The organism is Salinisphaera japonica YTM-1 (genome assembly GCF_003788585.1).
GTDB classification, from domain to species: Bacteria; Pseudomonadota; Gammaproteobacteria; order Nevskiales; family Salinisphaeraceae; genus Salinisphaera; species Salinisphaera japonica.
Genome location: NZ_AYKG01000023.1, coordinates 60081 through 86580, shown reverse-complemented (window position 1 = coordinate 86580; position 26500 = coordinate 60081). Strand labels below are relative to the sequence as shown.

Below are 26500 nucleotides of genomic sequence, written 5' to 3'. Positions count from 1 at the left end.
ATACGATGGCGCATTGATTGCCAGCCCGTAGAATCGAGGCTCATTGTTACGAAATCGTGAATACGCCTATATTTGTGCAGATTTAACCGATCAGTTCGGGGCGTTGACCCGATAGTTTGTTTGAAAATATCGACTTACCCGTCATCAAGCGGTCGCCTGCGAATCGCTCCCGAGCGTGTTGCTCGGCCTTTTACTGGCCAGCCGCGCGCGATAATCAGCCGGCTGGCGCTCAAGGCGTACGGCTTGAACCGTTGGATAACAGCCCCACGTTTCAGGCTATTGATTGGCAGATACAGGTATTTGAACAATGCATCACGTGACTGCGAACGGCGCCGAGATACCGGCCCTGGGCTTTGGCACTTTCGAACTGGAACCGGCCGACGCCGAGGCCATGGTCGAACATGCGCTGCGCATGGGGTATCGGCATATCGATACCGCACAGATGTATGACAACGAGGAAAGCGTGGGCCGCGGCATCAAGAATGCCGGCGTGGCCCGTGAAGACGTGTTTCTTACAACCAAGCTCTGGACCGATCGTTTTCACGACGGCGACCTGCAACAGGCGATGGCCGAAAGCCTGTCGCGCCTGGGTACGGATTATGTCGATCTCGTGCTGTTGCACTGGCCCAACGACGAGGTCTCGATCACCGAAACCACGGCCGCGCTGGCCGATGTCAAACGCCGTGGGATGGCACGTCATGTTGGTATCAGCAACTTCACCACGCGCCTGATTCACGAAGCCGCCAAGGCATCACCGGCCGCGCTTGTGACCAACCAGGTGGAGTATCACCCGTTCCTGGATCAGAGCCCGGTGCGCGATGCGCTGGCCGAGCACGTTATCGCGCTGACGGCCTACTGCCCGCTGGCCCGCGGCGAAGTCTTTGCCAACGACACGTTGAAGCGCATCGGCCAGACGCACGGCAAGAACGCCGGCCAGGTCGCGCTGCGCTGGCTGGTACAACAAGACAACGTGATCGCCGTGCCGCGCTCGTCCAACCCGGATCACGTAGCCGCCAACTTCGAGATATTCGATTTCGAGCTATCGGCCTCGGAGATGCAGGCGATCTTCGACCTGCATACGCCCGACGGCCGCATGATCGATCCATCGTTCGCCCCGGACTGGGACAACCCGGCCTGAGCGCAGTCAAATACCAGACATGAAAAAGCCGGCCTGCGATGGCCGGCTTTTCACGCATGAACGCCAGTGCCTGACTAACGCACGCGCTCGATCACGGTGGCGATACCCTGGCCCATGCCGATACACATGGTCGCCAGGCCCATCGTGGCGTCCTTGTCCTCCAGGATATGCGCCAGTGCGCCGGTGATGCGGGCACCGGAGGTGCCCAGCGGATGGCCCAGGGCGATCGCCCCGCCGCGGATATTGATCACGTCCTGTTTGTCTTCGATGCCCAGTTCCTTGAGCACGGCCAGACTCTGTGCCGCAAAGGCCTCGTTGAGCTCGATGTAGTCGATATCAGCCAGGCTCACGCCGGCCCGCTCAAGCGCCTTCTTCGTCGCCGGCACCGGGCCACGCCCCATCACCGACGGATCACAGCCGGCCACGGCCATGCCGCGGATACGGGCCATCGGCTTGAGACCCAGGGCCCTGGCCTTGTCAGCCGACATGACGAGCACCGCGGCCGCGCCGTCGGAGATCGCCGAAGCATTACCGGCCGTAACCGTGCCGCCCTTGGGATTGAACGCCGGTCGCAGCGATCCGAGGCCATCCATGCTGGCGTCAGCACGCACCACCTCGTCGGCGTCGCACATCTTGGCAAAGCCGTTCTCGTCGACCCCTTTCACCGGCACGATCTCGTCGGCGAAATCGCCGTCGACATTGGCCTTGTGCGCACGCTGATGACTGGTCTGGGCAAACGTGTCCTGGGTCTTGCGATCGATGCCATGGATATTGGCCAGCATCTCGGCGGTCAGGCCCATCATGGCCGCGGGTTTGGCCACCTGGCGCGACAGCTGCGGAGCGATATCCACGTTGTAATCCATGGGCACATGGCCCATGTGCTCGACGCCGCCACAGATATACACGCCGTCGATGCCGGCCGCGATCGCGCCCACCGCCGAATGGATCGATTGCATGGACGAGCCGCACAGACGGTTGACCGTCTGGCCGGCCACCGAATGCGGCAGGCCGGCCAGCAGGGCGGCGTTACGCCCGATGTTGAGGCCCTGTTCCTTGGTCTGCTGCACACAGCCCCAGATGACGTCCTCGATCTCGTTGGCATCCAGGTCGTTTCGAGCGACCAGGGCTTTCATCAGTTCGGCCGAAAGCTCCTCGGCGCGGGTATTGCGGAACATACCGCCCTTCGAACGCCCCATGGCGGTGCGTACGGCATCGACGATCACGATGTCTTGCATGTCGATCTCCAATTATAAGAATCAGTCACGCAGTGCTGTGCACTACGACATCTGAAAATAGGTTTCGCCGTTGGCGGCCATTTCTCGCATGCGCTCGGTCGGCTCATAGAGCTTGCCGAGATGGGCGTACTGATCGGCCTTGTCACACACAGCCTTCAAGCCCAGCGCATCGGCATACTTGAACGCCCCGCCGCGGAACGGCGGAAAGCCCAAGCCCATGATCAAGCCCATATCGACCTCGTTGGGCGTATCGGCGATACCTTGTTCGTAGGCACGCGCGGCCTCGATGATCATCGGGATCATCATGCGATCGATGATTTCCTCGTCATCCGGCGTGGCGTCACCGCGCTGAACCGAGGCAACAAGCTCATAAGCCCGCGGATCGCTGGATTTCTTGGGCCGGCCTTTCTTGTCTTTCTCATACTTGTAATAGCCCGAGCCGGTCTTCTGGCCGAGCCGGTCGTTTTCGACCATCACGTCGAGCGACGATTTCTCGTCTTGTTTCATGCGATCGGGATAGCCCTCGGCCAGGACGTCCTCGACGTGCTGCGAGGTATCCATGCCCACCACGTCCGACAGATAGGCCGGCCCCATAGGCCAGCCGAAGCGCTCCATGACCTTGTCGATCTGGGCGAAATCCGCCCCGTCGGCGACAAGCTGCTGAAAGCCGAAGAAATACGGGAACAGGATCCGGTTGACGAGAAAGCCCGGGCAATCGTTGACCACGATCGGCGTCTTGCCGAGCTTGTGGGCAAAAGCCACGATCGTGGCGACCGCTTCATCGGAGGAGGCCTTGCCGCGGATGACCTCGACCAGCGGCATGCGATGGACCGGATTGAAGAAATGCATGCCCAGGAAGTTCTCGGGGCGTTTCAACGCGCTCGCCAGATCATCGATCGAGATGCTGGAGGTGTTCGAGGCCAGAATCGTGGTCTCGGAGACCGCAGTTTCGGTTTCCGCCAGCACGCTTTTCTTGATCTTGGGATTCTCGACGACCGCCTCGATGACCGCGTCCACGCCCTCGAACTCGGCGTACGACAGCGTCGGGCGAATACGCGACATGCCCGTGGCCATCGCGCGGTTGTCAATCTTGCCGCGCTCCACGGCCTTGGCGAAGTGCTTGGCCGCCTCGTCCAGGCCCTGCTCGATGGCCTCGTCCTTGATGTCCTTCATCAGGGTCGGCACGCCTTTCGAGGCCGATTGGTAAGCGATGCCGCCGCCCATGATGCCCGCGCCCAGCACGGCGGCCTGATCGATTTCATGCGCGATCTTGCCGGCCTGCTTGCCTTTCTTCTTGATCAGCTGATCGTTGAGGAACAGCTGAATCAGGGCCGCGGCCTGCGGGGTCTTGGCGACTTTCACAAAGCCTTCGGTCTCGACCTTGAGCGCTTCGTCGCGCGATAGGTGCGCCGCCTGGGCCATGCGCTCGATGGCCTCGACCGGGGCCGGATAATTACCCTTGGTATTGCCCAGCACATAGCCCTTCGATGTCTCGAAGGTCATGGCGGCCTCGGTCTGGTTGAGTGCCAGCGGGCCTTTCTTCATCGCCCGTCGGGCCTGCCAGTCGAACTCGCCGGCAATCGCTTTTTCCAGCAGGTCACGGGCACCGGCCTCGAGCTTGTCATCGGCGACGACCGCATCGACCATGCCCACGGCCAACGCCTTGTCGGCCCGGCGATTCTTGCCGTCGGCGATCCATTCGATGGCGTTATCGGCGCCGATCAGACGCGGGGTGCGCACGGTGCCGCCAAAGCCGGGGTAGATACCCAGCTGTGTCTCCGGGAAACCGATCTGGGCGCTGTTGCCCATCACGCGGTAATCGGTGGCCAGACACATCTCCAGACCGCCGCCCAGCGCCATGCCGTTGATTGCGGTGACGCTCGGCATATCCAGGTCTTCGATGGCGTTGAATACGGCCAGGCTATCGGCCACACCGGCGGCGAATTCATCATCGGGCAGTTTGAAGCGTGCCCCGAATTCCATGATGTCAGCGCCCACGATGAACGCGGACTTGGCCGAGGTCACCAGCAGGCCCCTGGCATCCGAGCCGGCAAGCGCCTTGGCCGCCTCGCCGAGCTCGGCCACCGTGGCCTCATCGAACTTGTTGACCGATTCCTCGGCCGCATCGAAGCACAGCACCGCGATCTGATCGTCGACGGTGACCGTGAGTTTCTTGCCTTCATAAAGCATGTGACTCACTCCCAACATGTAAGCAGCACCGAGCCCTTGTCGGCACCTTGCGCTCTGAATAAAGCTGGACGATACGGTAGCGTATTGATCCGATGGCCACAACGTATTCAGCGGGCGGTAATTTGTATAATTATGTCGCCGCCCAAACGACAGCCGTGCCCTCGCAAGGCCTTTGCATACGGGCGTTGGCGCGTTTTTTGACACGTCGTGGGCAGCATGCTTATCTATGACCATTATTCGATGGCGGCGGTATCCCGTATGGCCCGTTCCAAACACCATAATCCGATCACCCAGATCAAACACGATATCGACGGTCTGCGAAAGGGCTACACTAAGGCCCTGGCCGGTGCGAACAAGGCGATCTACGACGGCATGGAGCAGCTGGCCGAGCACGAGCTGAATGCGATACGCACGCATTACAGCGAGGCCATGCACAGCCTGTCGACGATCCGCGGCGGCGGCTCACCCGGTGATCTGGCGATCGCCCAGCTCCAGTTTCTCCAGGAAACCATCGACCGTGTGCTGTCCAACGCACGTCAGAGCCTGGCGATTATCGACAGCACGCGTCGGGAAGTCAGCGAGCAGTTTCGCGATGGCTGGGCCGGCGATGAAAAAACGGTGCAGGATATCGGCGAGGCCGCACAACAAGCCGCCGAACAGGCCGCCAACAAGGCACGTGCCCAAGCCAGCCGCTATGTCGATCAGGCCGAACAAGCCACCGATCTTTCGGCCGATGAATTGAAGAAAGAGGCACGCGAGACGGCAGCCAAGGCGGCCGATGCTGTACCGGGTGCCCCCGCCGCCGCCAGCAACACCGCGCCAACGTCGGGCAACAAGACCGGCGGGGCCACCCAATCCGGTGCGGCCACGACGAGTACGGCCAAAAAACGCAGCAAGACGAGCAGCACGAAGACACAGAGTGCGTCGTCAAGCAGCGCATCGGCCAAGAGCGGTGCCAGCAAGTCGGCCTCGTCGGCCAAGGACACCAAGACCACCCAGTCGAAAAGCTCGGCGGCCAAGAGTGCCGCGAGCAAGTCCACCAGCTCGTCGAGCAAACAGTCAGGCAGCGCCAAGACGAGCACGGCCGCCAAGAAAACGCCGGCCAAGCGCACGCCCGGCAAGTCCAAGTCGTCGGGCAGTGGCACCGCTGCCAGCAGCGCGAAGACCACCAGCAGCACGACGAAAAAATCCGCGGCCAAGACCGGCACACAGAAAACCACGACCCCGAAAAAATCGTCGTCCGCCAAGTCCTCGTCCACCAAGACCGGTGCTTCGAGCCAGAAATCGTCATCGAGCGCGGCCAAGTCGTCGACGAAAAGCACGACGAGTAAACAAACCGCGGCAAGCACCGGCAAACCCGCCGGGTCGTCATCAAACACGGGCTCGTCGGCCGACACCAAGACCGACAGCAGCAACACCAACAAATCGTCGGGTAATAACAACGCCGGCAGCTCGAATACCGGCAGCAGTGATTCGAGCAGCAATAGCTGATATACCCTACGCCGTAACGGTATTAAGGCCGCTCGCTGAGCGGTCTTTTTGTTTGAAACAACACAACGTCTCAACCCTGCGCGATGCGGCGCATGCCAGCTATGCTCGATCTCGATCACAGTGCGCAACTGCTTCGTCTAGTTGCCGAACCGACCCGCCTACGGCTGTTGTTGCTGCTTGGCGAAGAGGCGCTATCGGTGGCAGAGATCACGGCCGTGACCCAGCTGACCCAGAGCCGGATCTCGACCCACCTGGCGCGCCTGCGCGAGGCCGGTCTTGTCAGCGACGAGCGTATTCAGGGCAGTGCTCGCTACCGGGTCGCTCCGGCCGACTGGCCGAGCGACTTCGCGCCGCTCTGGACATTGCTGTCCGAGCGCGTGGATGACGATCAGATCGCCCGTGACCGTGAGCGCGCCGAAGAGATCGTGCGCCGGCGCAGCCATGCCGGCGGCTGGGCAGAATCGGTCGCCGGGCGCATGGAGCGCCAGTACTCGCCGGGACGCACGTGGGAAGCCATGTCGCGCAGCGTCATCGAGTGCGTGCGTTTCGGTCAGGTTTTGGATATCGGCTCGGGCGACGGCGTGCTGGCCGAGCTGTTGTGTGAGCGCTCGGCCCGTTTCACATGCCTGGATCTGTCGCCGGCGGTCATCGAAGCCGCCCGTCGACGCCTGGCCGACCAGCCGAACGTGGATTATCGCATTGGGGATATGCACGCGCTGCCGTTCGCAAGCACGGTCTTTGATTCGGTGTTCATGCTGCACGCCTTGAGTTACAGTGCCGCGCCGCGCGCCGCTTTGGCCGAGGCGGCCCGCGTGCTGGCCCCGGGCGGCCGTCTGGTCGTGGCCACGATTGCCGAACATGAACACGCCGCAACCGTGGCGGCCTATGATCATGTCAATCTCGGGTTTCGTCCGGAGCAGATCGGTGACTGGCTCGAGGCCACCGGTCTTGTCGTGGATGCCTGTGCCGTACGGGCCCGCGAACGACATCCGCCTTATTTCCGTCTGATCACGGCGAGTGCGACCAAGCGATGACGAAAACGCCGACCCGCCGTAACCAGATCCGTATCGCCGTCGGCGTGCTGTGGGCGCTCTTGTTCGGGCTGGCCATCGTGTGGGTGATCACGCAAGGGCTATCGATCCGCGAGATCATGGGCCTGGTCTATCGCTACGTGGTCGATAACCCGCTCGCCCCGCTGGTCTATATCATCATCTACGCGCTCCGGCCGCTGACCTTCTTTCCGGCGATGTGGCTCACGATTGCCGGGGGCAGCCTGTTCGGGTTCGTGCCCGGGCTGATCTTCGGTCTGATCGGGGAAAACGCCTCGGCACAGACCGCCTATCTGCTGGCTCGTTTTTTCCGTACCGATGTCACCGGCGACGGGGATTCCGACAAGAGCCCGCGCATTGCCGCGTTTTCACGGCTGCTGCGAGAACAGGCCTTTCCGACCGTGCTGGTGCTGCGGGCCTCGTTCCTGCCGTTTGACCTGGTCAACTATGCCTGTGGCCTGCTGCGCGTGCCGTGGCTGTCCTATACCTTTGGCAGCATCATCGGCATGTTGCCGCCGATGATCACTTTCGTCAGCTTCGGGGCCACGGTCAATCTGCCGGAGCTTCTGAAACAGCGCACCTTTTCGCCGGAACAGCTCATCGACGGATCACAGCTCATGATCTCCGGCGGCCTGCTCGTGGCCAGCGCGATCATCGCTTATTTTGCGCATCGCCGGCGCAAGGCACTGGCCGATAGCCGCCAGGATTCGGGCGATACACGCAAGAACCACGCTTAATTGACCGATTCCACGGGCTTTTGTAACTTCGTGGCTCTTCTTCTTCCCCGGGGGCGATAAGTGCGTCACGTGATAGCGCTGGTGATCGGACTCGTTGCCCTGTGGCTGGCGCTTTCCGGCCACTACGGCGTGCTCATTCTCTCGCTTGGTGCCGTGTCGTGCGCCGGCGTGCTCTGGTTATGCGCGCGCATGCGTCTGATCAATGAAGAATGCGTGCCGATCTCTTTGCTGCCTCGCCTGCCGGCCTATACGGTCTGGCTGCTGGCTGAAATCGCACGCTCGAATCTCGACGTGGCGTGGCGGCTGCTCGGCCCATCACGGGCGATTCGCCCCTCGATGGTGCGCGTGCAGACCGGCCAGCGCACGGCCCTCGGGCGCGCGATCTTCGCGAACTCCGTCACGTTGACGCCCGGTACCGTGACCATCGAAATGCAGAGCGGCGAAGCCGTGATTCACTCGCTTACACACATACACGATGCCGACGTCACAGAGGGCGCGATGAACGCCAAGGTCCGCTGGCTCGAAGGCAAGGCAGAGACCCACAACACGAGCAACCCGACATGATGTATGCCGCTGGCCTGGCCGGTGTGGGCGTGACCATGCTGTTGGTCCTGATTCGTGTGCTGCTTGGCCCAACGGTCTATGACCGGATTCTGGGCATCAATCTGTTCGGCACCAAGACCGTACTGGTCATCGCGCTGCTGGCCTTTTTGAACGGACGAACCGACTATCTGGATCTGGCGCTGACTTATGCCCTGATCAATTTCATCGGCACCGTGGCGGTCCTTAAATTCATGCAGTACGGCGACCTGGGCTGGGCCGGCGACGTCGAGGACGACAGCGATGTTTGATGCGCTCGGCCAGACAACGCTATGGGCCGGCCTTGCCACGGCGGCCAGCTGGGGCTTCATCGTGGCCGGGGCGCTGCTGTGCGTGATCGGCGGCATCGGCATGCTGCGCCTGCCCGACCTGTATACCCGGGTCCACGCGGCATCGGTGGCTGATACCGGCGGCATGCTGCTGATCTTCATCGGCCTGATGATCCAGGCCGGTATTGGCCTGGTCACGCTCAAACTGGTGCTCATCGTGATGTTTCTGTTGATTACCAGCCCGACCGCTACCCACGCGATGGCCCGGGCCGCCCGGCAGGACGGAGTGGACCCGGTCATCGACGATGACGACGACGACCAGGGACGTGCCCGATGAACATGACCGTGTCGTTGATCCTCAACTTCGGGCTGCTGGTGTTCCTGGTGGCCGTTGCTCTGGCGCTGGCCCGCTGGCGGCATCTGTTTCCCGTGGCCATGCTGACCGGGCTGTTCAGCCTGCTTTCGGCCAGCCTGTTCACCGTGCTGAGCGCGCCCGACGTCGCACTCACCGAGGCAGCCGTCGGCGCAGGCATCACCACGGTGTTGTTCCTGGCGACCTTCGGCCTGACACGCGCCCGCGAGAAACCGGTGGAATCATCGCGTCGGCTGATCGGGTTGGCGGTCACGGTCATCACGGGCGCGATCCTGGTCTATGCCAGTCTGGACATGCCGCATTTCGGCGCCCCGGATACGCCGGTGCAGGAACACCCGTTGCGGCACAAGTATCTGGTCGAGTCCCAGCACGAGATCCATATCCCGAATACCGTCACCGCAGTGCTCGGCAGCTATCGTGGCTACGACACCTTGGGTGAAGTCGCGGTTGTATTCACGGCCGGCATGGCCGTACTCATGTTGCTTGGCCGCGGTCGGCGCGGTCGCAAGCGCACCAAGGAGTAGCCCATGCGCGAACACACCGTGCTGCGTATCGTCTCGCAGCTCGTCATCGCCCCGATGCTGCTCTATGCCCTCTACGTGCAGTTTCACGGCGAATACAGCCCGGGCGGCGGCTTTCAGGCCGGCGTGATCCTCGCCACGGCCATCATTCTCTACGGGCTGATCTTCGGCGTGGAGGCGGCCCGTGCCGCGGTCACGCCCACGCTACTTCGTATCGGGGCAGCCGGCGGCCTGCTGATCTACGGCGGCACGGGCGTGGCCACTATTCTGCTGGGCGGCAATTTTCTGGACTACGATCGGTTGTTCGCCCACGGCGGCCAACACTACGGGCTGATCATCATCGAGCTGGGCGTGGGCATCACCGTGGCCTCGGTGATGATCGCCATCTTCTATGTCTTTGCCGGACGCGGGCGCCAGGACGATCCCGATAACGACGAAGACCACGGCCGCGCCGACGACTACGACGCCGACGACGTATCATGAACCAGTTCCTGACCGAGACTCTGCCCGGGCTGTTCAATTATTGGATCGTGATCGGTCTGATGATGATCGGCTTCTATACCGTCATCGCCCACGACAACCTGGTGAAGAAACTCATCGGGCTGACCGTGTTCCAGAGCGCGGTGTTCATCCTGTATATCAGCATGGGCAATATCCACGGCTCGACCGCGCCGATCATCATCGACGGCGACCCGGTCTATGCCCACCCCCTGCCGCAGGTGCTGATTCTCACCGCGATCGTCGTGGGCGTGTCGACGACCGCACTCGGCCTGGCGCTGATCGTGCGTATCAACGAAGCCTACGGCTCGATCGAAGAGGACGACGTATTGGCAGCCGACATGGCCACCTCCGAAGGCGAGGAAGCTCGCGAGGAAGCACGCAGCGAACAGGCCGAGGCCGCTGAAGGCCACGCCGCCAACGGGGCCGATGACGGCGCCGAAGCCGATGAGAGCCGCCCCGCATGATCACGGCCTTTTTCAATCAGATGCCTGTGCTGGTCGTGGTCGTGCCGTTGCTGGCCGCCCCGCTGTGTGTATTGGCGCATCGCGCGTTTGCTGCCTGGCTGATCTATTGCCTGGCCAGCTGGGCAGCGTTCGCGATGGCGTTTCTGTTGTTCGTGGAGGCCAAGATCGCCGGCCAGGTCAGCTATGCCGTGGGCAACTGGGCACCGCCCTTCGGTATCGAGCTGGTCATCGACACCTACAGCGCGCTGGTGCTGTTGCTGGTGACCGGGGTCGCTGCACTGACCGGGCTGTATGCCCGCAAGAGCATCGCCTCGGAAATCGCCATCGAGCGCGAATATCTGGTCTTTGCCCTGATGCTGCTGTGCCTGGCCGGCCTGGTCGGCATCACGGTCACCGGGGATGCCTTCAACCTGTTCGTGTTCCTGGAGATTTCGTCGCTGTCGTCCTATGCGCTGATCGCGATGGGGCCCAAACGTCGGGCCCTGCTTTCCTCGTTCCAGTATCTGATCATGGGCACGGTGGGTGGCACGTTCCTGCTGATCGGTATCGGGCTGATCTTCATGATGACGGGCACGCTCAACATGGCCGATCTGGCCGATCGTCTGCCCGAGGTGTATGCCACGCGCACGGTCCAGGCCGGCCTGGCGTTCATCGTGGTGGGCCTGAGCCTGAAGGCCGCGCTCATGCCCGCGCATATCTGGCTGCCCAATGCCTATACCTATGCGCCCTCGGCCATTTCTGCGTTCATCGCGGCCACGGCCACCAAGGTCGCGGTCTATGCGCTGTTTCGTTTCGTGTTCACGGTTTTCGGCGCCGGCTATGCCTTCGGCACCCTGCCGCTGGGCATCGTGCTGCTTGCCCTGGCCGCGGTATCGATGATCGCAGGCTCGCTGGCCTCGATATTCCAGACCGATGTCAAACGTCTGCTGGCCTGGTCGAGCGTGGCCCAGATGGGCTATATCGTGGCCGGCTTTGCCCTGGCCACGCCGGCCGGGGTATCGGCGGGCTTGGTGCATCTGCTCAACCACGGTCTGATCAAGGGTGCGTTGTTCATGGCCGTCGGGGCCATGGTCTGGCGGGTGCGCGCGTCCTCGATCAATGACCTGGCGGGCCTGGGCCGAGCCATGCCGTTGACCTCGGCGGCGTTCGTCGTCGGCGGGCTGAGCCTGATCGGTGTACCGGCCACGGCCGGCTTCATCAGCAAATGGGCCTTGATGAGCGCGTTGTTCGACGCCCAGCACTACGGCGTGATGGCGCTGCTGCTGGTGGCGTCTCTGTTATCGATCATCTACGTGGGGCGGGTGATCGAGGCCCTGTATTTCCGCCCCTTGCCGGATGATGTCTCGCATCACAAACACGGCGAGGCGCCGCTTGGCATGCAGGTGGCGACCTGGGCGTTGATTGCGATCAATATCGTGATCGGGGTGCACGCCACGCCCGAGCTCGAGGCAGCTGCGCGGGCGGCCGCCACGCTTGTCGGAGGTGGCGCATGAGCCCGCTGTGGCTATTGATCCTCGTGGCTTGGCCGGCGCTGATGGCCGCCCCGATCGCGCTTGTCGGACGCTGGCCCAATCTGCGCGAGACGGTGAGCGTGCTGACCGGCGTGGCCCTGCTTGTCGGCGTGGCGCGCTTCATCGCACCCATCGCGGCCGGCGCGCGGCCGGAGTTCAGTGTCTTTTCGATTCTGCCCGGGCTCGATCTGGCCTTCGCGCTTGAGCCGTTCGGGCTGATCTTCGCCTTGATCGCGGCCGCCCTCTGGCCGTTGACCACGCTGTACGCCGCCGGCTATATGCGCGGTAACGATGAGCCCAACCAAACCCGCTTTTTCATCTGTTTTGCCTTGGCGATCTCGGCGGCGATCGGTATGGCGCTGTCGGCCAATCTGCTCACGCTGTTCGTCTTTTACGAGATGATGACGCTGGTGACCTATCCGCTGGTCACCCACCACGGGGATATCGAGTCGCGCAACGGCGGCCGGGTCTATATCGGCATCCTCATGACGACCTCGATCGGGCTGTTCCTGCCGGCGATCGTGATCACCTGGGTGATCGCCGGCAACGTGGATTTCACGCCCGGCGGCGTGTTTGCCGGGACCGGGCTGGGCGGCCTGGCGGCCATGGGCCTTTACGGCCTGTTCATCTACGGCGTGGGCAAGGCCGCGGTGATGCCCATGCACCGCTGGCTGCCGGCGGCCATGGTCGCGCCCACGCCGGTATCCGCGCTGTTGCACGCCGTGGCCGTGGTCAAGGCAGGCGTGTTTAGCGTGCTCAAGATCACGGTCTATATCTTCGGCATCGATTTCCTGCACGTCACCGGCGCGTCCCAGCCGTTCGTGTGGCTGGCGGCATTCACGCTGCTGGCGGCTTCGGTCGTTGCGATCTATTGCGACAACCTCAAGAAACGCCTGGCCTACTCCACCATCGGCCAACTGTCGTATATCGTGCTGGGCGCGGCCCTGGCTTCACGGCTGGGGGCGACCGCCGGCGGGCTGCATATCGTCACCCATGCGTTTGGCAAGATCACGCTGTTCTTCTGTGCCGGGGCGATCTATACCGCCGTGCATCGCAAGTATGTCTCCCAGCTCAACGGCCTGGGCCGGGCCATGCCGCTGACCTTTACCGCATTCACGATCGCGGCTATTTCGTTGATCGGTCTGCCGCCGATGGCCGGGGCCTGGAGCAAGTGGTATCTGATGTCCGGCGCGCTGGATGTACAGACCCAGATGGTGCTGGTCGTTCTGGCTCTCTCCTCGTTGCTGAATATCGTCTATCTACTGGATATCCCGGCGCGGGCATTCTTCTTGCCGGGCGATGACAAGACGCCGCGCGGCTTTGCCGAGGCGCCGGCGGCCTGTGTGGTCCCGCTGATGATCACGGCCAGCGCCTGTGTGGTGCTGTTCTTCTATGCCCGGCCGATCATCGCCTTCATCGACACGGCCTTCGGGAGCGCTTCATGAGCCAGCCTGACGCACGCCCCGGTTTGTTCGAGCGCACCGGCGTGATCCGTACGATCATCGCGCTCATTGTCTTGATCTGTGCCGGTCTTGTCGTGGCCGAGTTCTTCTATGCCAAGCATCCGCACTTCGGCTTCGACGGCTGGTTTGCGTTCTATCCGCTGGCCGGCTTCGTGGCTTATTGCTTCATCGTGCTGGCGGCCAAGATGCTGCGCCCGGCGCTGCGCCGGAACGAGGATTATTACAACGAGCGCGATCGCCAGGCCCTGCAGACCCCGATGAGAGACGACGATCATGAGTGATTGGCTAGGTCACGCGATGGCAAGCCCGGCCCTGGTGCTCATGCTGGGCGCCGCTCTGATCGCTTGTTTGCCGCGCTGGTTGCACGGGGTCTGGCTGCTGGTCATTCCGGCGGCCGCACTGGCGCTGCTCTGGCAGCTGCCCATGGGCATGCACGGCCAGATCGGCCTGTTCGGCTTCGATCTGACCACGTTGCGTGTCGATGGCCTGTCACGGATCTGGGCCACGATCTTTCTGATCGGCTCGTTTCTGACCGGGCTGTATGCCCTGCATGTCGATGACCGGATCCAGCATGTCTCGGCCCTGGTCTATGCCGGGGCGGCCGTGGGCGCGGTGCTGGCCGGCGACCTGGTCACGCTGTTCATCTATTGGGAAGCCACGGCCATTGCCTCGGTCTTTCTGATCTGGGCCAGCCGTACCATCAAGGCTCATATCGTGGGCCTGCGTTATCTGGTGATCCAGGTCATCTCTGGCCTGCTTTTGATGATGGGTACGATCATCCATTATCACGCGACGGGCTCGATCGCTTTCGATCATCTGGGGCTTGCCACGCCCGGCGGCTGGCTGATCTTCGTGGCGTTCGGGATCAAGGCGGCCTTTCCGCTGCTGCACAACTGGGTCCAGGATGCGTATCCCGAGGCCACGGTTTCGGGCACGGTGATCCTGTCGATCTATACCACCAAGCTGGCGATCTATTCGCTGGCCCGCGGCTATGCGGGCACCGAAGCGCTGATCACGATCGGCGCGGTGATGACGATCTTCCCGATCTTCTTCGCCGTGATCGAGAACGATCTGCGGCGCGTGCTGGCCTACAGCCTGAACAACCAGCTGGGCTTCATGGTGGTGGGCATCGGTATCGGCACGCCGCTCGCGCTGAACGGTGCGGCCGCCCATGCCTTTGCCCATATCCTCTACAAGGGCCTGTTGTTCATGTCGATGGGCGCGGTGCTGCATCGGGTGGGCACGATCAAGGCCAGCGAGCTTGGCGGGCTGTATAAGTCGATGCCGTGGACGGCCGCCTTTTGTATCGTCGGCTCGATGTCGATCTCGGCGTTTCCGTTGTTCTCGGGCTTTGTCACCAAATCCATGATTCTGACGGCCGCGGCCGAGAATCATCACTGGATCGCTTGGCTGGCCCTCCTGGTGGCCTCGGCCGGGGTGCTTGATCACTCCGGGATCAAGGTGCCGTTCTTCTCGTTCTTCCACCATGACGCCGGCTTTCGCGTGCGTGAGGCACCGCTGAACATGCTGCTGGCCATGGGGGCGACGGCCGCGCTTTGTATCGGTATCGGGGTCTACCCGGCGCCGCTCTACGCGATTCTGCCTTTTGATGTGGATTACTCGCCGTACACCACCGCGCATGTGGTCAATCAGCTACAGCTTCTGATGTTCGCTGCTCTGGCCTTCGTGGTGTTGTTCAGGAGCGGGCTCTACCCACCCGAGGTCCGCGGGCTGAATCTGGACTCCGACTGGGTCTATCGTCGCCTGCTGCCGCGTATGGGCCGGGGTATCCATCGCGGCGTGACCGCGCTGCGGGCCAAGATCGTGGCCGGGCTGGCCCAACTGGCCGGTATCGCCCAGCACTGGCTTACCGAAGCCTTTGGCACCAATGGGGCCGCCGCGCGAACCTGGACTTCCGGCGTGATGCTGCTTTGGGTCACCGCCCTGCTGGCGGCGTATCTGCTGCTGTATTACTGATCCCGCCCGGCGTTGCGCCGGGCCGACGGCGGGCTAGCCGTTTAGCGTGCGCCAGAGAGCGTCGCCGCCAGCAGCCTGGCCCAGCATATCCAGATAGGCTTCGTGGGCATCGCCTTCATCGGCACTGGCACGCTGAACACGCGGCCGCGCGCCGGCCGCCAGGTACGAGGCCAGATCCGAGCCGGCCAGCGCGTTGCTGCTATCCTCGGATTCCGCGGCCAGGCCGATATCGATCTGGCCGCCGGTCATGCGCAGATAGACATCGGCCAGTAGCTGGGCGTCAAGCAGCGCGCCGTGCAGCTCACGGTTGGAGTTATCGATTTCCAAACGCTTGCACAGCGCATCGAGACTGTTGCGCTGGCCGGGAAAACGCTGGCGGGCATCGACGAGCGTGTCGATGACGCTGCCGGCTTGTTCGAGCTTGACGTGCTGCGCGTTGACGCGGCCAAGTTCATGATTGAGAAAGCCCAGATCGAACGGCGCGTTATGGATGATCAGCTCGGCGCCGGCTAGATAAGCCACCAATCGTTCGGCGATTTCCTCGAAGCGGGGCTCGTTTTCGAGCGATTCGAGCGTGATGCCGTGGACCTCGATCGCGCCCTGATCGATCTCACGATCCGGGTGGATATACATATGCAGGTCATTACCGGTCAGGCGCCGACTTTCCAGCTCTACGCAGCCGATTTCGATGATCCGATGGCCATCGTTGTAGTCCATGCCCGTGGTTTCGGTATCCAGCACGATCTGTCGCATACGAAATCTCTTGTCTAACGTTTGGGCCTGACATGTGGGCTGGTGTGTTGGTTTTATTTACCAGCCTGCATCTGGTCGATGCCGCGATTGGCCAGGCGATCGGCGGCTTCGTTACCGGGGTTGCCGGCATGGCCTTTCACCCAGTGCCATTCGATATCGTGGCGCTGACAGGCCGCGTCAAGAGCCTGCCAGAGCTCGGCGTTCTTGACCGGCTTCTTGGCGGCCGTCTTCCAGCCGTTCTTCTTCCAGTTGTGCATCCAAGCCATGATGCCCTGGCGCACATAGGTCGAGTCGGTATGCAGATCGATCGCGCAGGCGCGCGAAAGCGCTTCCAGCGCCTGTATGGCCGCCGTCAGCTCCATGCGATTGTTGGTGGTGTTGGCTTCGCCGCCGCAGAGCTCGCGCTCGTGGCCGTCATAGGACAGAAGCGCCCCCCAGCCGCCGGGGCCAGGGTTACCGCGACAGGCGCCGTCGGTGTAGATGGTGACTCGTTTCGTCATCGCCCGCATGGTAGCGGATGCGTGCCCGCCCTGCTGATCTTTCCCGAGCGATACGCGCCAGCGCTATCGCGGGCCGCGCCCGCGGCTCGGCTCGGCGCCCGGGCGGCACCCGTTTCGATACCCGGCGCCGCGCCAACAGCGCATAACCTGTCGCCATCCAGCCCATGGGCCAGAGCCAGGGTGTATCCATGGCCAACGCGCTACCGGCCAGCCATGACACCGTCGGACCATAGCGCCAGGCGTCGGTGGTTTCGAACTCGATCAGGCGCAGCCAGTCGATCAAGCGAGCGGCTCGCGGCACCGGCGGCGTGTCGGGCTTTAACAATGCACCGCGCCAGGCTTTGCCGGCCACGCGCATGGGCGCCATTGGATTATCGACCAACGACAGCCACTGGCCGCGATGGCTGAGCACCCGGGCACATTCACGCACCAGGCCATGCGGATCGGGCGAGGCCTCAAGCGCATGCGAGAGTACGAGCACGTCCACGCTGTTGCTTTCGATCGGCAGACGGGCCCCATCGTAAGCGATATCCACGCCCGGCCCGAGGCAACGATCGAGGTGCCAACAGCGCAGGGTGGCCGTGGCCAGGCGCGTATAGCGATCCGCGGCCATCGGGCCGACGACAAGCCCGCGATAGCCGATCAACCCGGGCAGAATGGCGGCCAGCAACTCATCTTCGATGGTCGCGCCGTCATATGACTGCCGCGGCCGCTGTAGGCGCTTGTCGTCTTGCATCACGAGCCTCGCGGAAGTCGTTGATTTTGCGATAAGAGCTTGGCAACATTCGGCGATGATCGATATAACGCCCATCCCCGCTCTTTCCGACAACTATATCTGGATCCTCAAGCGCCCGGATTCCGACACGGTTGTTGTCGTCGACCCGGGTGAGGCCGCGCCGGTAAAAACGGTTCTGGCCGAGCACGGCTACAGCGTGGGCGCGTATCTGATAACGCATCATCACGGCGATCACGTCGGCGGGCTGGCTGATCTGCTGGCCGATCATCCGGCCGCTGTTTATGGCCCGGCCGAAGCCGCGGAAAAGACAAAGGCCATCGAACATCGCGTGGCCGGGGGCGATTCGTTCACGCTTGATTGTCTGGGCGTGGATTTCGAGGTGCTCGACGTGCCCGGACACACGCTGGGGCATATCGCCTTCGTCACGCCGGGCGTTCTGCTGGCCGGAGACGCGCTGTTCCGCGGCGGCTGTGGGCGTGTCTTTGAAGGCAGTCATGCCCAGATGCAGGCCTCGCTGGCCTCGTTGCGCCAGCTGCCCGATGACACGCTCGTCTGCGGCGGCCATGAGTACACGCAGAAGAATCTCGCCTTTGCGGCCCGGGTCGAGCCGGAAAACGCCGATATCGCGCGTGTGATCGATGAAGTCGATGCCCTGCGCCGCGACAACACGCCCAGCCTGCCCGGCCGTATCGGCGAAGAGAAAAAGATCAACCCCTTCATGCGCTGGGACGCCGCCCCCGCACAACGCGCGGCCAGCGATCGCGCCGGACGCGACTTGACCGATCCGGCCGAAATATTCGGCGTACTGCGTGACTGGAAAGATGCCAGCTGATTCGTTGTCGATTGTCCGGCGGCCTGTGCGGCCCGTATCCGGCCTGCCGCTGAGACAGATCATCACAGCCGCCGGCTTTTTGATGCTGGCCGGCTGTGCCAGCCAGCCCGCGCCCAAACCGGTAGCTGCAAGCTCGGTGCCGGCGGCCACGGCCCATCCGTCCACCGTACCGGCCAACGCGCCCGAGCCGGCGGACGAGGCAGAGGCTGCCCCGGCGCCGGATGCCGACGTGGTGCGCCGTGACTATGTCCCGCATGAGTGGCCTGATCCAGGCCGCGATCTGTGGTCGGCCATCCGTCATGATTTCGCGCTCGATCCCAACAGCGAGCGCCGATCGGTGCGGGCCTGGACCCAGTTCTATGCCACACACAACGATCACCTGGACGCCTCGCTGTCACGCGCGCAGCCCTTCTTGTGGCACGTGGTTCAGCAGATCGAGGCCCGGCACATGCCCGGGGAGATCGCGTTGTTGCCGATCGTCGAGAGCGGCTATAACCCCGCGGCGAAATCGTATGCCGGCGCCAGCGGCATGTGGCAGTTCATGCCGGGTACCGCCGACCATATGGATCTCACGCGCGACTGGTGGTACGACGGGCGCAACGACCCGATCGCTTCGACCGATGCCGCACTCAATTATCTGCAGTCGTTGAATAACCGTTATGACGGCAACTGGCTGCTGGCACTGGCGGCCTATAACGCCGGGCCGGGGCGCGTGGATCGCGCGATCGAGCGCGCCGATCGCGAAGGCATCAGCACCGCCTACTGGGATCTCGAACTGCCCGAGGAAACCCGGGAATACGTGCCCCAGCTTCTGGCGCTGCGGCGCATCATGATGAACCCGGCGCGCTTTGGCGTGAGCTGGCCGGCACTGGCCAACACGCCGCGCACACGGGTTGTTGCCCTGCCTGCCCAGACCGACATGCAGATCGCCGCCGACATGCTCGATATGTCCGAGGACGATCTGCGTCGCCTGAATCCGGGCCTGCGCCGCTGGGCCAGTGATCCCAACCACGAGACCCGGCTGTTGGTGCCCAGCACCAAGGCTGCGGCCTTTGAATCGCGCCTGTCCCAGATCAACCCGCGCAAACTCGTCGACAGCGCCGAGCATACGGTGCGCCGCGGTGATTCATTGAGTCGTATCGCTCAGGCGTATGACGTCAGTGTGGCCAGCCTGCGCCAGGCCAATAATATCCGTGGCAGCCGTATCCGCACCGGTCAGCACTTGACCATCCCGCGCCCGGGCAGCCCGGCACGCACGACACAGGATGTGCCCAGCCAGAATTATGTTGTGCAGTCGGGCGATACGCTCTGGCATATCGCCCAGCGGTACAACGTCAGCGTGGCCAGCCTGAAAGCCGCCAACGGCAACGGGCTTTCGACGCTACGCATCGGCCAGACGATCGATATACCGGGCGCCGCGCGCCCGCCGGCCCCCACGACGTATGTCGTCGAGCAGGGCGACACGTTGTGGTCGATCGCCCGTGCCAACGAAGTCGCCGTGGCCGATCTGCGTCGCTGGAACCGTATGCCCGCCGGCAGTACGCTCTCGCCGGGCACCACCATCGCCCTGGACGGGCCGTCCGAGCTGCCGAACTTCTATCAGGTCGAGCCCGGCGATTCGCTGTGGTCGATCGCGGATCGGTTTTCCATGCAGATCGCGACCCTGCGCAGCTTGAACAACATGTCGGCGCAAAGCACCATTCAGCCGGGTGAACGACTACGGCTACAGCCGGCCGTATCCAGCTAGCCCGTCGCAGCGCGTCTGCGCGCTACACTTGTGACCACCGATCCCCGATTCATCAGGAGCCATCATGGGTTTTCTCACCGGCAAGAAAGCGCTCATCACGGGCCTTGCCAGCGACCGTTCCATCGCCTACGGCATCGCTCGCGCCATGCGCGATCAAGGCGCCGAACTGGTATTGACCTACCAGGGCGACAAACTCAAGGGGCGCGTCGAGAAAATGGGGGCGGATCTGGGGGCCACCGCCGTGTTGCCGCTGGATGTGGCCGAGGATGCTCAGATCGATGCGCTGTTCACCTCGCTGGGCGAGCACTGGGATGAACTGGACGTTCTGGTGCATGCCATCGGCTATGCCCCGCGCGAAGCCCTGTCCGGCGGCTATCTCGACAGCATTTCACGTGATGCCTCGCGTATCGCCCACGATATCAGCGCCTACAGCTTTGCCGCACTGGCCAAGGCCGCGCGGCCGATGCTCTCGGACCGCGCCTCGTTGATCACCCTGACCTATCTGGGCGCCGAGCGCGTCATGCCGGGCTACAACGTCATGGGCCCGGCCAAGGCCAGCCTGGAAGCCAACATGCGCTTCATTGCCGCGGATCTGGGCAACCAGGGCATACGCGTCAACGCGATCTCGGCCGGCCCGATCAAGACACTGGCCGCAGCCGGTATCGGCGGCTTCCGCAAGATGCTCACCTACGCCAAGGACACCGCGGCCTTGAAACGCAACGTCACCCAGGAAGAGATCGGCAACGCCGCCGCGTTTCTGGGCTCGGATCTGGCCTCGGGCATCACCGGCGAGGTGATCTACGTCGACGGCGGTTATCGCGTGATGGGCATGGGCCCGCTCGACACGGCCGAATAACGCCGGCGATACGTCCAGCTCTCTCCCGTAGATAAAAAAAGCCGGCGATTCTTTCGCCGGCTTTTTTGTGCCTCAAAAACGTCAGCGCGTTATGACGACGCCTCCGGGGCTTTCAGACTGTCTTTCTCGATTTCGATATCGGCATGATCGTTCAGGTATCGATCAAAGGCCGCGTATTCGAGCGAGGCGTTGTATTGGCGTTGCTGGTCGGCGATCTCGGACTTGCGCTTGGCCTCGGTCGTGCCTTGGTCGGCGTTCAAGCGCTGGCCGTTGATCGTGACCACCACCGGCATGTCGTCGTCGGCACGGGCTGCGTCACTGCCGTGGGCCGCCTCGCCCTTGCCTTCGAGCGCGATAGCAAAGGCAGCTTCTCGCAGCGAGCGATCCAGCGCGTTGTCGCCGTTACGCCCGACATAGCCCAGACGCTGCAAGCGCGCGTTATCGGTGGCGTTGGCCACCTCGTCGATCGACTGCCCCGACCGCAGTGCGGCCAACGCCTGATCCGCGGCCTTGGCCGCCTTGTCAGCGGCGGCTTCGGTTTTGAGTCGCTTGCGAATCGTGTCGGCCACGACTGCCAGTGGTTTGGGCGCCGCGTTGTCATGCTCGGCCACACGCAGCACGATCTCGCGCTGCTTGCCCAGTTTCAGCACCTTGCTGTTCAAGCCGTCCTTGAGCACGGCATCAGAAAACGCGGCGTCACGCACGGCATCGTACTGGCCGATACCCGGCCCGCCCTCGGGCGTGATCCACTGGCTGGTCTGGGGCTGTAGCGATAACGACTCTGAAATCGTCTTCAGATCGTTCGGCGCCTGGTAAGCCAGATCCTCCAGGGTGTCTGATTGTTCCGCGAACGCCTCGTCACGTTTATCCGCGCGTGCCATGGCCTTGAGCCGTGCCTGCACGTCCGGGTCATCGAATGCCGGGCGCCGAGCGGCCTGCTTGCCGGTCATACGCACCAGATACCAGGCCGAGTCGGTCTTGATCGGGTTGGAGACCGCTCCCTCGTCCATCGAGAACAGCGTATCGGCAACCGCGCCCGGCAGATCGGCCTTGGCTTGATCGGTGACCTGACGGTACGTGACGCCGGCCGTGTCATCGGCAAGTGCAGAGAGGTCGGCGCTCTTGTCGTCACGCAACGTGTCGGCAAGCTGACTGACGGTCGTGCGTGCTTGCGAGGCCCCGTCAGTAGCGTCGATCGCCACGCGCAGCATGTCGGCACTGCGGGTTTCGGGCGTGCCAAAGGATTGTTGCTGTGCGTCGTAAATCTGGCGCAGCTTGGCGGTGTCCGGCGCGGTGCCGGTATCCAGTGTATTCGCATCCAGGCTGACGTAGGACACCTTCACGCGCTCGGGCCGCATGAAGTCATCTTTATGTGCCTGATAATAATCGCTGACGGCCGCATCGCTGATCTCGATGTCCTGGCTGTATGCCGCCGGCTCGAAGCGCAGCAGCGAGACATCGCGCTCGGTATTGGCCTGAGCGTAGGCCTGATCGACCTCGGGCGCCACGGCAAACGCACCCAGGGTCATGACCTGTCGGACCTGATCGCCCAGCAGTGCCTGGCGCAGGCGCGCCTCGTATTGCGACGGTTGCATGCCCGAACCGGCCAGCAGTTGCTTGTAGCGCTCGGCAGAAAACGAGCCGTTGGCCTGAAACTGGGGATTGTCGCGAATATAGGCCAACAGATCAGCATCCGTCACGCGATAGCCGTTATCGCTGGCGTACTGCGTGACCACGGCCTGATCGATCAGGCGTTGCAACACGCTGCGACGCACCTCACCGGGCGGAAAGACGCTCGTGTTGAAGCTGTCGCCCATGGCCTGGCGCAGCTGCTGATAACGCTGGTCGAAGGCACGCTGGAGCTCGGACTGCGTGATCTGGGAATCCTCCGCGGTGGCAATCGTGGGATCACTTGAGGGCGTGAAGTACGAGCCAATGCCCCAGACCCCGAAGACCACCGCGATGAGGCCCACCACGACATATGCCAATGGGCCACTGGACCCGTCCCGAATCTTCTGCAGCATGCAATGCCCCGTGAAGTGTTGATTCCGACAAGCCCAGCATTGTGCCTGCCCTGCACGTTCACCGCATCCACCGCGCGATCGCCCGGCCGCAATACGGCGGCTGATCGCCTGCCAGATGATGGAATAAGACAAAGAGCGGACAAAAAAAAGACGCCCCGAAAGGCGTCTTTTTCGTCACCCGGCTATCGGGCGACCGGTTGGCGGAGCGGACGGGACTCGAACCCGCGACCTCCGGCGTGACAGGCCGGCATTCTAACCAGCTGAACTACCGCTCCGTACTCTTGTCGCGACCGACCGAAACGCAAGTGCTTCGGCATCGCTCAATAAAAAGAGAGTGCCGATTCAGCACTCTCTTTGTTCGGCCCGTCGGGCGTGCCCGACGCGATGACCGTGGCGGAGCGGACGGGACTCGAACCCGCGACCTCCGGCGTGACAGGCCGGCATTCTAACCAGCTGAACTACCGCTCCGTTAACCTGCTATTTGGTGGGTGCTGACGGACTTGAACCGCCGACATTCGCCGTGTAAAGGCGACGCTCTACCAACTGAGCTAAGCACCCCGCGAGAGCAGATACCTGCCTTCTGCCCCTGCGAAGGATCGCTAGTTTACAGCGTCTTTCAGTGCTTTACCAGCCTTGAAACCGGGTGTTTTGCCCGACGGGATCTGAATCGACTGGCCGGTCTTGGGGTTGCGGCCCTGACGTGCGGCACGCTCACGCACGGAGAACACGCCAAAGCCCACCAGCGAAACTTTGTCGCCTTTTTTCAAGGCATCGGTGACCGAGTCGATCATGGCATCCACGGCACGCGAGGCGTCGGCTTTGGACAGGTCCGCGTCAGCGGCGACGGCATCGACGAGTTCGGTTTTATTCATAACGGATGATCCCCTTGAAGGAATTAGAGAGTTTTTCGATGGTCCGCCTCGCGAACCGGTCTTCATGTTGTACGTCAGACGCAACATGCATGTCATATCGCGTGCAATCGACAACGACTGACCGTCAAGAAGCCAGATTTATACCAAGGCCCCGATTCCAGCGTCAACAAAGGGTTGGCGCCGGAATCGAGACAACACCAGCTAGTGCGCCCGGAATTCGCCGGGTTCACTCTTGCTGGCCGACTCGGGCTTGGCGCCGTCGTCGGGCAATGGCTGCGGTGCACGAGTGAGTGCGATTTCGAGCACTTCGTCGATGGTGCGCACCGGTCGGATATCCAGACGGTTCTTGATGTTGTCGGGGATCTCGGCGAGATCCTTCGTGTTCTCGTCGGGAATGACCACGATCTTGATCCCGCCGCGATGGGCCGCCAACAGCTTTTCCTTCAGCCCGCCGATCGGCAATACATCGCCGCGCAGCGTGATTTCGCCGGTCATGGCAACATCCGCACGCACCGGAATCTGGGTCAGTGACGAGACCATCGATGTACACATCCCCACGCCCGCGGAAGGCCCGTCCTTGGGGGTTGCCCCTTCGGGAACATGGACGTGCAGATCCGATTTGGTCATGAAATCGCGCTCGATACCGAGCGCGGCATAGCGTGACCGGATGACCGTGAGCGCCGCTTGGATCGACTCCTGCATCACGTCGCCCAGCGAGCCGGTGTTCAGCGGCTTGCCCTTGCCGGGCACGGCCACGGACTCGATCGTGAGCAGTTCACCGCCGACTTCCGTCCAGGCCAGACCGACCACCTGGCCGATGCTGTCGTGCTCTTCGGCGCGGCCATAGCGATATTTGGGTACGCCCAGATATTTGTCCAGGTTACGTTTGGAGACCTGCGACGTATCACGTTCCTTATCGCTGATGAGCTCCTTGACCACCTTGCGACAGATCTTGGAAATATCGCGCTCGAGGTTTCGCACACCGGCTTCGCGGGTATAACGCCGGATGATATCGGTCAGGGCATTATCCGAGACCGAGAGCTCGGCCTCCTTGAGCCCGTTTTCCTTCATCGCCTTGGGCACGAGATAGCGCTCGGCGATATTGACCTTTTCGTCCTCGGTATAGCCCGACAGCCGGATGACTTCCATCCGGTCCAGCAGGGGCGCCGGGATATCGAGCGTATTGGCGGTGCAGACGAACATCACCTCGGACAGATCGTAGTCGACCTCGAGATAGTGATCGGCGAACGTATTGTTCTGCTCCGGATCCAGCACTTCCAGCAGGGCAGATGCTGGATCACCGCGGAAATCATTGGCCATCTTGTCGACTTCGTCGAGCAGAAACAGCGGGTTGCGCACGCCCACCTTGGCCATGTTCTGGATGATCTTGCCCGGCAGGCTGCCGATATAGGTCCGACGATGGCCCCGGATCTCGGCCTCGTCGCGTACGCCGCCCAGGCTCATGCGCACGAACTCACGGTTCGTGGCCTTGGCGATCGAGCGGCCCAGAGAGGTCTTGCCCACGCCCGGCGGGCCCACGAGACACAGGATCGGGCCCTTGATCTTCTTGACCCGGCTCTGAACCGCCAGGTTTTCGACGATGCGTTCCTTGATACGCTCAAGACCGTAGTGGTCGGCATCAAGCGTCTTCTGGGCCTTGTCCAAATCAATCTTGGTACGCGAACGCTTCTTCCACGGAATATCGACCATCCAGTCGAGATAGTTCCGTACGACCGTGGCCTCGGCGGACATCGGCGACATGCTCTTGAGCTTGTTGAACTCGGTGGTGACCTTTTTCTTGGCCTCCTTCGGCATGCCGGCTTTTTCGATCTTCTCTTCGAGCTCGTCGAGATCGTTCGGCGCGTCGTCGATTTCACCGAGCTCTTTCTGAATGGCCTTCATCTGCTCATTCAGATAATACTCGCGCTGCGACTTCTCCATCTGCTGCTTCACGCGGCCACGGATCTTCTTCTCGATCTGCAGCACCTCGATCTCGGCATCGGTCTTGGCGACCACATGCTCAAGGCGCGAGCCGGCGTCAGCGATCTCGAGCACATCCTGACGCTCGTCCAGCTTCAGGTTGAGATGCGCGGCGATCGTGTCGGCCAGGCGGCCGGCCGCGTCCATGCTGGACAGCGACGGCAGCAGCTCGGACGGAATCTTCTTGTTGAGCTTGGTGTAGGACTCGAACGTCGAGACGGCCTGGCGCATCAGTGCGTCGGCTTCGGCGCTGTTCTGCTCGTTCTCGTCGATTTCAGCGTGCTCGGCTACCAGGCCACCATCGGCCTCGTGCAGATTGGACAGCCGCGCCCGATTGGCGCCTTCGACCAGCACCTTGACGGTGCCGTCCGGCAATTTGAGCAGCTGCAGGATCGAGGCCAGCGTGCCGACATCGTAGATATCGTCGGCACCGGGATCATCAACATCCGCGGCGCGCTGTGCGACCAGAAGAATCTTCTTGTCTTCGGCCATGGCCGCTTCCAGCGCGGCGATGGACTTCTCTCGGCCCACGAACAACGGAATCGCCATGTGGGGGAACACCACCACATCACGAAGCGGAAGCACGGGTACCAGGGCGTTGTCTGCCATTCAGCCCTCGCTGACATAAAGCGGCCGGCAAGAGCCGGCCGCGTGGATTTCATTGAGATATGGAGACCGGCC

Annotated in this window: 25 protein-coding genes and 3 tRNA genes; 17 read left to right on the top strand and 11 right to left on the bottom strand. The window is 62.7% G+C overall.

What is annotated here, in order from left to right; genetic code table 11:
• The first annotated feature begins 307 nt into the window (after positions 1-307).
• Positions 308-1138 (top strand): aldo/keto reductase, encoded by an 831-nt coding sequence (locus SAJA_RS08410; protein WP_123658217.1) that lies wholly within the window; start codon positions 308-310, stop codon positions 1136-1138.
• A gap of 74 nt (positions 1139-1212) precedes the next feature.
• Here SAJA_RS08410 and fadA read toward each other — a convergent pair whose 3' ends face one another.
• A complete protein-coding gene (gene fadA, locus SAJA_RS08405; protein WP_123658216.1) occupies positions 1213-2373 on the bottom strand; it encodes an acetyl-CoA C-acyltransferase FadA in 1161 nt (386 codons plus the stop codon).
• 42 nt (positions 2374-2415) lie between these two features.
• Positions 2416-4563: a fatty acid oxidation complex subunit alpha FadB gene (gene fadB / locus SAJA_RS08400; RefSeq protein WP_123658215.1), complete on the bottom strand. Its 2148-nt coding sequence runs from the start codon at positions 4561-4563 to the stop codon at positions 2416-2418.
• 258 nt (positions 4564-4821) lie between these two features.
• Between fadB and SAJA_RS08395 the strand changes: the two genes are divergently transcribed.
• From SAJA_RS08395 to SAJA_RS08335, 13 genes are all read left to right on the top strand, one after another.
• Positions 4822-6054: a phasin family protein gene (locus SAJA_RS08395; protein ID WP_184999810.1), complete on the top strand. Its 1233-nt coding sequence runs from the start codon at positions 4822-4824 to the stop codon at positions 6052-6054.
• Between the two features lie 101 nt (positions 6055-6155).
• Positions 6156-7088: a metalloregulator ArsR/SmtB family transcription factor gene (locus SAJA_RS08390; protein WP_123658267.1), complete on the top strand. Its 933-nt coding sequence runs from the start codon at positions 6156-6158 to the stop codon at positions 7086-7088.
• Complete coding sequence (locus SAJA_RS08385; protein WP_123658213.1) at positions 7085-7840, top strand: TVP38/TMEM64 family protein; 756 nt, start codon at positions 7085-7087, stop codon at positions 7838-7840. The genes SAJA_RS08390 and SAJA_RS08385 overlap by 4 nt, the downstream gene beginning before the upstream one ends.
• Before the next feature lie 60 nt (positions 7841-7900).
• Complete coding sequence (locus SAJA_RS08380; protein WP_123658212.1) at positions 7901-8404, top strand: Na+/H+ antiporter subunit E; 504 nt, start codon at positions 7901-7903, stop codon at positions 8402-8404.
• Positions 8401-8691: an MrpF/PhaF family protein gene (locus SAJA_RS08375; RefSeq protein WP_221180173.1), complete on the top strand. Its 291-nt coding sequence runs from the start codon at positions 8401-8403 to the stop codon at positions 8689-8691. Before SAJA_RS08380 ends, SAJA_RS08375 begins: the two co-directional genes overlap by 4 nt.
• Positions 8684-9046 (top strand): monovalent cation/H(+) antiporter subunit G, encoded by a 363-nt coding sequence (mnhG, locus tag SAJA_RS08370; protein ID WP_123658211.1) that lies wholly within the window; start codon positions 8684-8686, stop codon positions 9044-9046. Before SAJA_RS08375 ends, mnhG begins: the two co-directional genes overlap by 8 nt.
• Positions 9043-9606: a DUF4040 domain-containing protein gene (locus SAJA_RS08365; RefSeq protein WP_245963270.1), complete on the top strand. Its 564-nt coding sequence runs from the start codon at positions 9043-9045 to the stop codon at positions 9604-9606. Before mnhG ends, SAJA_RS08365 begins: the two co-directional genes overlap by 4 nt.
• 3 nt (positions 9607-9609) lie before the next feature.
• The gene (locus SAJA_RS08360) at positions 9610-10086 is read left to right on the top strand and encodes a Na(+)/H(+) antiporter subunit B (protein WP_123658210.1); all 477 of its coding nucleotides are present in this window, start codon (positions 9610-9612) and stop codon (positions 10084-10086) included.
• On the top strand, positions 10083-10568 hold the full coding sequence (locus SAJA_RS08355; protein WP_123658209.1) for a cation:proton antiporter subunit C: 486 nt from the start codon (positions 10083-10085) through the stop codon (positions 10566-10568). The genes SAJA_RS08360 and SAJA_RS08355 overlap by 4 nt, the downstream gene beginning before the upstream one ends.
• The gene (locus SAJA_RS08350; protein WP_123658208.1) at positions 10565-12061 is read left to right on the top strand and encodes a monovalent cation/H+ antiporter subunit D family protein; all 1497 of its coding nucleotides are present in this window, start codon (positions 10565-10567) and stop codon (positions 12059-12061) included. The genes SAJA_RS08355 and SAJA_RS08350 overlap by 4 nt, the downstream gene beginning before the upstream one ends.
• Positions 12058-13524: a proton-conducting transporter transmembrane domain-containing protein gene (locus SAJA_RS08345; protein WP_123658207.1), complete on the top strand. Its 1467-nt coding sequence runs from the start codon at positions 12058-12060 to the stop codon at positions 13522-13524. The genes SAJA_RS08350 and SAJA_RS08345 overlap by 4 nt, the downstream gene beginning before the upstream one ends.
• Positions 13521-13823: a hypothetical protein gene (locus SAJA_RS08340; RefSeq protein ID WP_123658206.1), complete on the top strand. Its 303-nt coding sequence runs from the start codon at positions 13521-13523 to the stop codon at positions 13821-13823. The genes SAJA_RS08345 and SAJA_RS08340 overlap by 4 nt, the downstream gene beginning before the upstream one ends.
• Positions 13816-15519 carry a Na(+)/H(+) antiporter subunit D gene (locus SAJA_RS08335; RefSeq protein WP_123658205.1) on the top strand — a complete coding sequence of 568 codons (1704 nt, stop codon included), beginning with the start codon at positions 13816-13818 and terminating at the stop codon, positions 15517-15519. The genes SAJA_RS08340 and SAJA_RS08335 overlap by 8 nt, the downstream gene beginning before the upstream one ends.
• Before the next feature lie 33 nt (positions 15520-15552).
• Here SAJA_RS08335 and dnaQ read toward each other — a convergent pair whose 3' ends face one another.
• Genes dnaQ through SAJA_RS08320 form a run of 3 tightly spaced genes read right to left on the bottom strand, consistent with a single transcriptional unit; the run spans position 15553 to position 17508 of the window.
• Positions 15553-16272 (bottom strand): DNA polymerase III subunit epsilon, encoded by a 720-nt coding sequence (dnaQ, locus tag SAJA_RS08330; protein ID WP_123658204.1) that lies wholly within the window; start codon positions 16270-16272, stop codon positions 15553-15555.
• A gap of 53 nt (positions 16273-16325) precedes the next feature.
• Positions 16326-16772, bottom strand: a complete 447-nt coding sequence (gene rnhA, locus SAJA_RS08325; RefSeq protein WP_123658203.1) for a ribonuclease HI — start codon at positions 16770-16772, stop codon at positions 16326-16328.
• Positions 16726-17508: a methyltransferase domain-containing protein gene (locus SAJA_RS08320; protein ID WP_184999809.1), complete on the bottom strand. Its 783-nt coding sequence runs from the start codon at positions 17506-17508 to the stop codon at positions 16726-16728. Before SAJA_RS08320 ends, rnhA begins: the two co-directional genes overlap by 47 nt.
• Before the next feature lie 55 nt (positions 17509-17563).
• Between SAJA_RS08320 and gloB the strand changes: the two genes are divergently transcribed.
• The 3 genes from gloB (at position 17564) to SAJA_RS08305 (ending at position 20943) form a co-directional block, all read left to right on the top strand.
• Positions 17564-18340, top strand: coding sequence for a hydroxyacylglutathione hydrolase (gene gloB, locus SAJA_RS08315; RefSeq protein ID WP_123658201.1), 777 nt, complete (start codon positions 17564-17566; stop codon positions 18338-18340).
• Positions 18341-18365: 25 nt separating this feature from the next.
• The gene (locus SAJA_RS08310) at positions 18366-20087 is read left to right on the top strand and encodes a LysM peptidoglycan-binding domain-containing protein (protein ID WP_184999808.1); all 1722 of its coding nucleotides are present in this window, start codon (positions 18366-18368) and stop codon (positions 20085-20087) included.
• Positions 20088-20151: 64 nt separating this feature from the next.
• Positions 20152-20943, top strand: a complete 792-nt coding sequence (locus tag SAJA_RS08305) for an enoyl-ACP reductase FabI (protein WP_123658199.1) — start codon at positions 20152-20154, stop codon at positions 20941-20943.
• An 89-nt stretch (positions 20944-21032) separates the two neighbouring features.
• Here SAJA_RS08305 and SAJA_RS08300 read toward each other — a convergent pair whose 3' ends face one another.
• From SAJA_RS08300 to lon, 6 genes are all read right to left on the bottom strand, one after another.
• Positions 21033-22967, bottom strand: coding sequence for a SurA N-terminal domain-containing protein (locus tag SAJA_RS08300; RefSeq protein ID WP_123658198.1), 1935 nt, complete (start codon positions 22965-22967; stop codon positions 21033-21035).
• A gap of 198 nt (positions 22968-23165) precedes the next feature.
• Positions 23166-23242: transfer RNA gene (locus SAJA_RS08295), tRNA-Asp, on the bottom strand.
• A gap of 116 nt (positions 23243-23358) precedes the next feature.
• Positions 23359-23435 (bottom strand) — tRNA-Asp (locus tag SAJA_RS08290).
• 14 nt (positions 23436-23449) lie between these two features.
• A tRNA-Val gene (locus SAJA_RS08285) sits at positions 23450-23525 on the bottom strand.
• 41 nt (positions 23526-23566) lie between these two features.
• Positions 23567-23839 carry an HU family DNA-binding protein gene (locus SAJA_RS08280; protein ID WP_120098375.1) on the bottom strand — a complete coding sequence of 91 codons (273 nt, stop codon included), beginning with the start codon at positions 23837-23839 and terminating at the stop codon, positions 23567-23569.
• Between the two features lie 201 nt (positions 23840-24040).
• Complete coding sequence (gene lon, locus SAJA_RS08275; RefSeq protein ID WP_123658197.1) at positions 24041-26428, bottom strand: endopeptidase La; 2388 nt, start codon at positions 26426-26428, stop codon at positions 24041-24043.
• Positions 26429-26500 lie beyond the last annotated feature (72 nt).